This window comes from uncultured Rikenella sp. (assembly GCF_947628055.1).
Taxonomy (GTDB): Bacteria; Bacteroidota; Bacteroidia; order Bacteroidales; family Rikenellaceae; genus Rikenella.
The window spans coordinates 1-6,310 of the sequence record NZ_CANQYJ010000128.1 but is presented as its reverse complement, the minus strand read 5'-3'; the positions used below and the strand labels follow the sequence as shown (position 1 = coordinate 6,310).

The following is a 6,310-nucleotide window of genomic DNA, read 5'->3' as shown; positions in this document are numbered from 1 at the left end:
GGAACCTGCCGGGTACAAATTGCTTGTGATTCGCGCGCCGGGAAAATCGTTCGTTTTCAACTCACGTTGAAACCGTCGATTTTCCTTTTTCGGCGTGGCGCGCGGAAAATGAACAGTCTTTATCCGCGCGCTGGCGGAAATCTTGTTCAAAAGCAATTCATGCTTTTGAACGATTTCCTATTCCAGCCGTCGCGCGCGGGGTGCCGCTGGGCACACGAACCGCACCCTTCGGGTGTTTTATTAGCCTGCCGGCAGCAAGATAAACTACCCCCAAGAGGGAACTGCCCTCGGGCCGGGCAGGCCCCGCGTGCCCGCGGTGGGCTTACGATGCTACGCATCGTTTGGGGAAGAACTACCCTAAATAATTCCCGGGCGTCCGACCCGCCGCCAGTCTGCCAACTCCGACCGAACGGCTATTTCCGGTAAATGACCAGCGTCTGCCCCGGCCGGAGCGCCTTTTCGTTCTTGATGTGATTCCAACTCATCAACTGCCTGACTGTCACATGATAACGCGCCGCAATCCGACCCAGAATATCTCCGCTCTTGATCTTATACGTGATTTTCTTCCCCTTGGCCGAGGTCGAGCCGCTGCGCGAGGAGCTTGCCGTCAGCTGTTCCTGAGACAAGTTGCCGATGTTCAGATACTTGGCCAAGTAGAGACTGTCTTTCCCGTAAATCTGCGGACTCTGGCGGATGAATGCCGCCGCATACTCCTGCGGCAGCGTCAAGGCGTAAGACTGCGTTTTGGCCGGCACCACATCCACCGTGTACTGCGGATTTAGCCCGCGCAACACCTCGATCGGAATATTCAGCGTGGTGGCCACCTGTTCGAGGTGCAGCATCCGGTTCACGTGTACCGTATCCGTCGCCACCGGATGCCACGGAATCGTCGGGTTCAGATCGTGCGCCTTGTAATAAGTATAAGCATAGGAAGCCGCTATGAATGCCGGAATGTACCCCCGCGTCTCCCGCGGCAGATATTCGTAAATATCCCAATAAGTCTTCGCCTCTGCTCCGCCGTGTGCCGAGCGGAAGCGTTCCAGCGCTTTGTTCATATTCCCGGGCCCGCAGTTGTACGAGGCGATCACTAATGTCCAGTCGCCGTAGATCTTGTACAGGTCTTTGAGGTACTTGCAGGCCGCTTCGGTCGATTTGACCGGGTCGCAGCGCTCGTCCACGAACGAATTGATTTCCAGCCCGTAATATTTTCCCGTCCGGAGCATGAACTGCCACAGCCCCATGGCCGCCGCTCGCGATTCAGCCCGCGGAATGAGCGCGGATTCGATCACCGGCAGCATCTTGAGCTCCATCGGCAGCTTGTACCGGTAAAGCGCCTCCTCAAAGATCGGGAAGTAGTACTGCGCCAGCCCCAGCACCCGTTCCATCACGCCGCCCTTTCGGGTGTAGGTCTGGATGTATTTCTTGATCACTTCGTTATAAGGCAGCTGCACTTCGGTGGCCATCATCCGCAGCCGCTCGGCGTACACCGCGTCGGGCAGCGCGCCGCTCATGTCCACGCGATCCAGGTCGACGTCGATGAATTCGTTGACGAAGGTGTCGTATGAATCCACCACGTTCTGCCGCGTGTAGTCGGCCAGCAGGGAGTCGTAGGTGCTGGCGGAGAATCCGTTCAGGGCCAGTCTCCCGAATGAGCGGGTGTCGCCGGTCTGCGCATGGCTCATGCCCGCCGTCCATAGCATCAGGCCTGCGCTGAGGACGAACTGACGGACGGCGTTCTGTAAATTTTTCTGCATGGTTTGTATGGCGTTTTCGGTGTGTATTTTATCTTGTATTTACAAGATTATCTTGTATTTTCCGTATGCAATCTTGCAATTTCCGTAGGTTATCTTGTAATCTCTATCGCTGCGCGGTCAAAATCGCAGTCTGACTGCCAGCCCATATGAGTTTCCCTGGGACGGGCTTAAGGTTCGGCCGTTAAACCGGGTGTCGATCTGGGTCGGTTCGATGCGCACGGAGAGGTTTTCGTCCACGTCCCAGTTCTTAAGCGAGGCGATGACGTAGGTGTCCACCACGCTGAGCAGGTATGCTGCGGCCATCCCGATAATGGCTAAGTCTCGGTCCCGCCGATAGGCGCTCCGCACGCGGGAGAGCAGTTCCGGCGAGTACCGTCCGTTGAATTCGTCGATGGTGGAGGGGTTGCCGTCGGTCATGGCGTCGTAGGCGGCTTTGTAGCGCTGGTAGTTGCGGTTGTTGTAGTCGACGACGGTGGCCAGGGCGATGAAGCCGCCGTAGTAGATCGGCAGGCGCCAGTAGGTCTTTGTATAGACGAATCCCATCCCTGGAAATACCGCGGCCAGGGTGGTGGCTTTCCGTACGGGATCGACCGGCCCGCGGTAGTTGAAGACGGCGTCGGCGACGAAGTAGAGGTAGGTCGCCCCCGCCATGGCGTACATGAGGGTCTGCCCGCTCCCTGCGTTCCGCATGCGTGTCCGTGCCCGTTTCTGGATGTCGGGCGGCAGCCGCAGGTCGACGGTGCGCTGGTATTCTGCTTTATAGGTTTTGTATTTGTTGTGAAAGAGGATGCCGCCGGTGAGGAAGCCGCCTACGCCGCCGTACAGAATGGGCAGTTTCCATGCCTGCCGGTTGTATATCTGTCCGAATCCCGGTGCGACCAAGGACAGGATGGTGTGTTTCCCGGCTGCGATGGTGTCTTGTGTGATGCGGAATCTGGGCTTGAATAACAAGGCGGAGTCGGCGGCGCTAAGCCTGCCGCCTGTATGGGTCGTGTCTGCTTCCGGGTAGGTGAGCCCGGCGATCCGGAAGGGGGTGTGCCACAGCACGCTGTCGGGGTAGTGTGTGATTAGCAGGGAGTCGCTGAATCGCTGTGCTATGATGGTGTCGGGGGCGTCCCGGTAAAGGGGGATGCTGTCGAAGCCGGCTTGTGCGATCAGTGTGCTGTCGGGCCGGAGGGTGGTGCGTATATATCTCCCTCTTCGCAAAATGCTGTCTTGTATGGGGTCGAGAAAGGCTCCTTTCGCGCCGCCGGATATGCGGATGTGCTGTCCCACGGCTAATCCGTCCATCTCTTTGACGCGTTCGTTGAGTTGTTTGCGCTGGTCGTGGGTCAGGTCTTGTCTCATTTTCCGCTTGATTTCCTGTTTCCGGGCTTTGGCTTTCGCTTTTTCGAGTGTCCGTGTCTCTTTGGCGGAGAGGGTGTCGCTCTGATTGGTGGCTGTGGCCGGATGTATGCCGCCGAGGATGAGCTGTATGGCCACGATGAGTATGGCTATGGTGCGGGAGGGGCGGTATGTCGGGCGGCGAAGCATGGTTTCTCTGATGGACGGTGTGGTTGTCTGGTGTGTGGGTGTTCTGTGGTTTTTAGTTTGTCTTTATTATGTGGGACGAAAGGCTGGCGCCGGAGTGGTGTGATCCGGGCTGTGACCGCCCCTAATGCCGCAGGCTGCGGCTCTGTTTTCATCGTACGGTTTTTATGGCCTCGGCCGGGTGCCGCTCGGCACTCGAGCCGCAGCCGTTGGCTGTTTTATTGGCCGCCTCTACCCCCAAAGCCCTGCCGGCTCCGGGCTGCCCGTTTCACGAAATGATATTTTTCTTTACCGCCATGCCGGGCGGGACATTTGTTTTTAGCCGCCTCGAGCCGGCGGGGCTTCTACTTTCTTTGTCAGCAAAGAACCGAGCAGCGTACCGAGGGCAGAGACCGTTTGCGGGCTATGCCGAGGCAGCGCGAGGAAGACCGCAGGTCAAAGTAGACAAAGAACCGACGCAGCAGGCGAGTGCCATCGAGCTTGCTCGAATGGCCGAGGCGCCAGAAGGAAGGCGAAGCCAAAGTGCCTCTAACCGGTTTCGCCTTGTCGAAAGCCGGTCGTTCAGCCCGGCTTTCTCAAGGCAAAACGCGACGCTTCCGGAAGGGCTTTTGCGTGCGGAGAAAACAGTTTCTCGCGTCAGCGGGCAGCCTTGTGCGGTGGCGGAATCCGGTTCGACCGCGATCTCCCGATGTCGCCCCGGAGCCATCCCGGGCGGAGGGGCGCAACTCGCGGAGCTCGTTTGCACCTCCGCTGGCTCCGGGACGTTTTGCAACAAAGAACTATGCTTTACCCGCGCGACGGTGAAAATCCGGGCGGAGGGTCCGCGGCGGAAATGCAACTATTCGCTTCAACGGTCCGTCCCGAGCTTCTCGAGGCGGCCGAGTATCTCTTTCACTTGCTGGTCGGACTCGAAGTCGATCGTGATGCGTCCGCTGACTACCGTATCGCCGTTTTTTGCGGCAACGGTCTTCCGCTTGATGCTGATGCGGCTGCCGACCAGCGGCTCCAAGCGCTCGACCAAACGAGAGTAGTATTCGGGGTATTCTTTCACGTTCTCGGCCTGTCTGCGGCGGGACGGGGCGGAAAGCGCTGTTTGCACGGCCTGTTCGGTCTGCCGCACGGACAAATGCCCTTTGACAATCCTGGCGAGCATGGACAGCTGCCGCCGCTCGTCCGGCAGGGAAAGCAAGGCGCGTGCGTGGCCCATGGTAATCATGTCGTTGCTCAAGGCGCTTTGCACTTGTGCGGGCAGCTTGAGCAGGCGGATGTAGTTGGCGATGGTGGAGCGTTTTTTCCCTACGCGCTCGGCCAGTATCTCCTGTGTGAGGGAACATTCGTCGATCAGCCGCTGCAAAGACAGGGCCACTTCGATAGCTCCCAGGTCTTCGCGCTGGATGTTCTCGACCAGGGCCATTTCGAGCAGGGTCTGGTCGTTGGCTTCCCGCACGTAGGCTGGTATGGTGTCCAGTCCGGCGATCTGCGAGGCCCGAAAGCGCCGCTCGCCGCTGATAATCATATATTCCGGCCCTTGCTGCGCAGGGCTGTCGGTGCCGGCTGCCGAGGCGTTGTCGATGCGTTTGACGGTGATGGGCTGGATCACGCCGAGGCGCGAAATGGACTGTGCTAATTCGTTCAAGGCCTCTTCGTCGAAGAGGGTTCTGGGCTGTGCGGGGTTGGGTGTGATGCGCGAGAGTTCGATCTCGGTGACGCTGTTGTCGCGCCGTGTGGCGGCGGTCTGTTTCGGTATGTTGAGTTCTTCGATCTCGAAAATGGCGCCCAGCCCTTTGCCGAGGCCTGTATTTTTGGGTTTCATAGGGTCGTATCGGTTGCGTTCGTGTTTCTGTGTGGGGATCAGGCCTGGCCGTTGCGTTCGAGGAATTCGCGGGCGAGGTTCAGGTAGTTCACGCTGCCGCTGCTGGAGGCGTCGTAGGTGATGACGGGCTTGCCGTAGCTCGGTGATTCGCTCAAGCGGGTGTTGCGCTGGATGATGGTGTTGAATACCAGGCTGCCGAAGTGTTGCCTGACTTCGCCGACGACTTGGTTGGCCAGCCGGAGCCGGGAGTCGTACATGGTCAGCAGGAAGCCTTCGATCTCCAATGCGGGGTTGAGGCCGGCTTTGACCATTTTGATGGTGTTGAGCAGTTTGCCTAATCCTTCCAAGGCGAAATATTCGCATTGTACCGGAATGATCACGCTGTCTGAAGCGATGAGTGCGTTGAGGGTCAGCATCCCCAGCGAGGGCGAGCAGTCGATGATGATGTAGTCGTAACGGTCTTTTACGGTGTCGAGCAGGGTTTTCATCCGGAATTGTCCGCCTTCGGTTTGTGCGAGTTCGGTCTCGGCGCCGACGAGGTTGATGTTCGACGGGAGTACCTGAAGAGTGGGTATCTCCGGCGACTGTTGTATCGATTCTGCGAGGTCGGCCTGGCCGGTCAGCACGGTGTAGGTGTTGTGTCCGCCGGGCTCGAAGCCGAGACCGGAGGTGGAGTTGGCTTGCGGGTCGGCGTCGACCAGCAGTATGCGCTTTTCGAGCACGGCTAACGAGGCGGCCAGGTTGATGGAGGTGGTGGTCTTCCCGACGCCGCCTTTCTGGTTGGCGAGTGCGACTGTCTTTCCCATATGTTTTTGTCGTTCTATGCTTTTCTGTTCCTTGTTGTCGGCTGTTGGGCAGGGGGGCTGAGCGGCTTCGCTGCTGGGCGCGGAGGCGCCCGCCCGCTGACGCGGGAACCCGATATTAACCGTACGCTTTTTAGTTGTTGCGGTTCTTTAGAACCGCCGGCCTCTGCGCCCAGCGGCGAAGCCGCTCGGGGGGTGGGCGCGAGGCCGAACATGCAGAACTTTTTAGTACGTTTTTTATCGCCTCGATCCGGCGGGCTTTCTCTCCGGTGGAAGGCTCTGTGGACGTTCCCACGCCGGGGATAGAGATTTTTCCTCTCCTCCCGCTCATGCCGCGGAGGCACTTTCTTTCTTGTGCGACCAAGAAAGAAAGCAAAGAAGTCGCCGGGAATCGGTTTCGCCTTGTCGAA

Annotated in this window: 4 protein-coding genes; all 4 read right to left on the bottom strand. The window is 58.7% G+C overall.

From position 1 onward, the window contains the following. Positions 1 to 413: 413 nt before the first annotated feature. The 4 genes from Q0Z93_RS09430 to Q0Z93_RS09415 all read right to left on the bottom strand — a co-directional run bounded on the left by Q0Z93_RS09430 (position 414) and on the right by Q0Z93_RS09415 (position 5,903). Positions 414 to 1,754 carry a lytic transglycosylase domain-containing protein gene (locus Q0Z93_RS09430; RefSeq protein WP_298064892.1) on the bottom strand — a complete coding sequence of 447 codons (1,341 nt, stop codon included), beginning with the start codon at positions 1,752 to 1,754 and terminating at the stop codon, positions 414 to 416. 117 nt (positions 1,755 to 1,871) lie between these two features. After that, on the bottom strand, positions 1,872 to 3,287 hold the full coding sequence (locus tag Q0Z93_RS09425) for a DUF5683 domain-containing protein (RefSeq protein ID WP_298064887.1): 1,416 nt from the start codon (positions 3,285 to 3,287) through the stop codon (positions 1,872 to 1,874). A gap of 844 nt (positions 3,288 to 4,131) precedes the next feature. Continuing rightward, positions 4,132 to 5,097: a ParB/RepB/Spo0J family partition protein gene (locus Q0Z93_RS09420; RefSeq protein ID WP_298064885.1), complete on the bottom strand. Its 966-nt coding sequence runs from the start codon at positions 5,095 to 5,097 to the stop codon at positions 4,132 to 4,134. Between the two features lie 38 nt (positions 5,098 to 5,135). Beyond that, complete coding sequence (locus tag Q0Z93_RS09415; RefSeq protein ID WP_298064883.1) at positions 5,136 to 5,903, bottom strand: ParA family protein; 768 nt, start codon at positions 5,901 to 5,903, stop codon at positions 5,136 to 5,138. Positions 5,904 to 6,310: the final 407 nt, after the last annotated feature.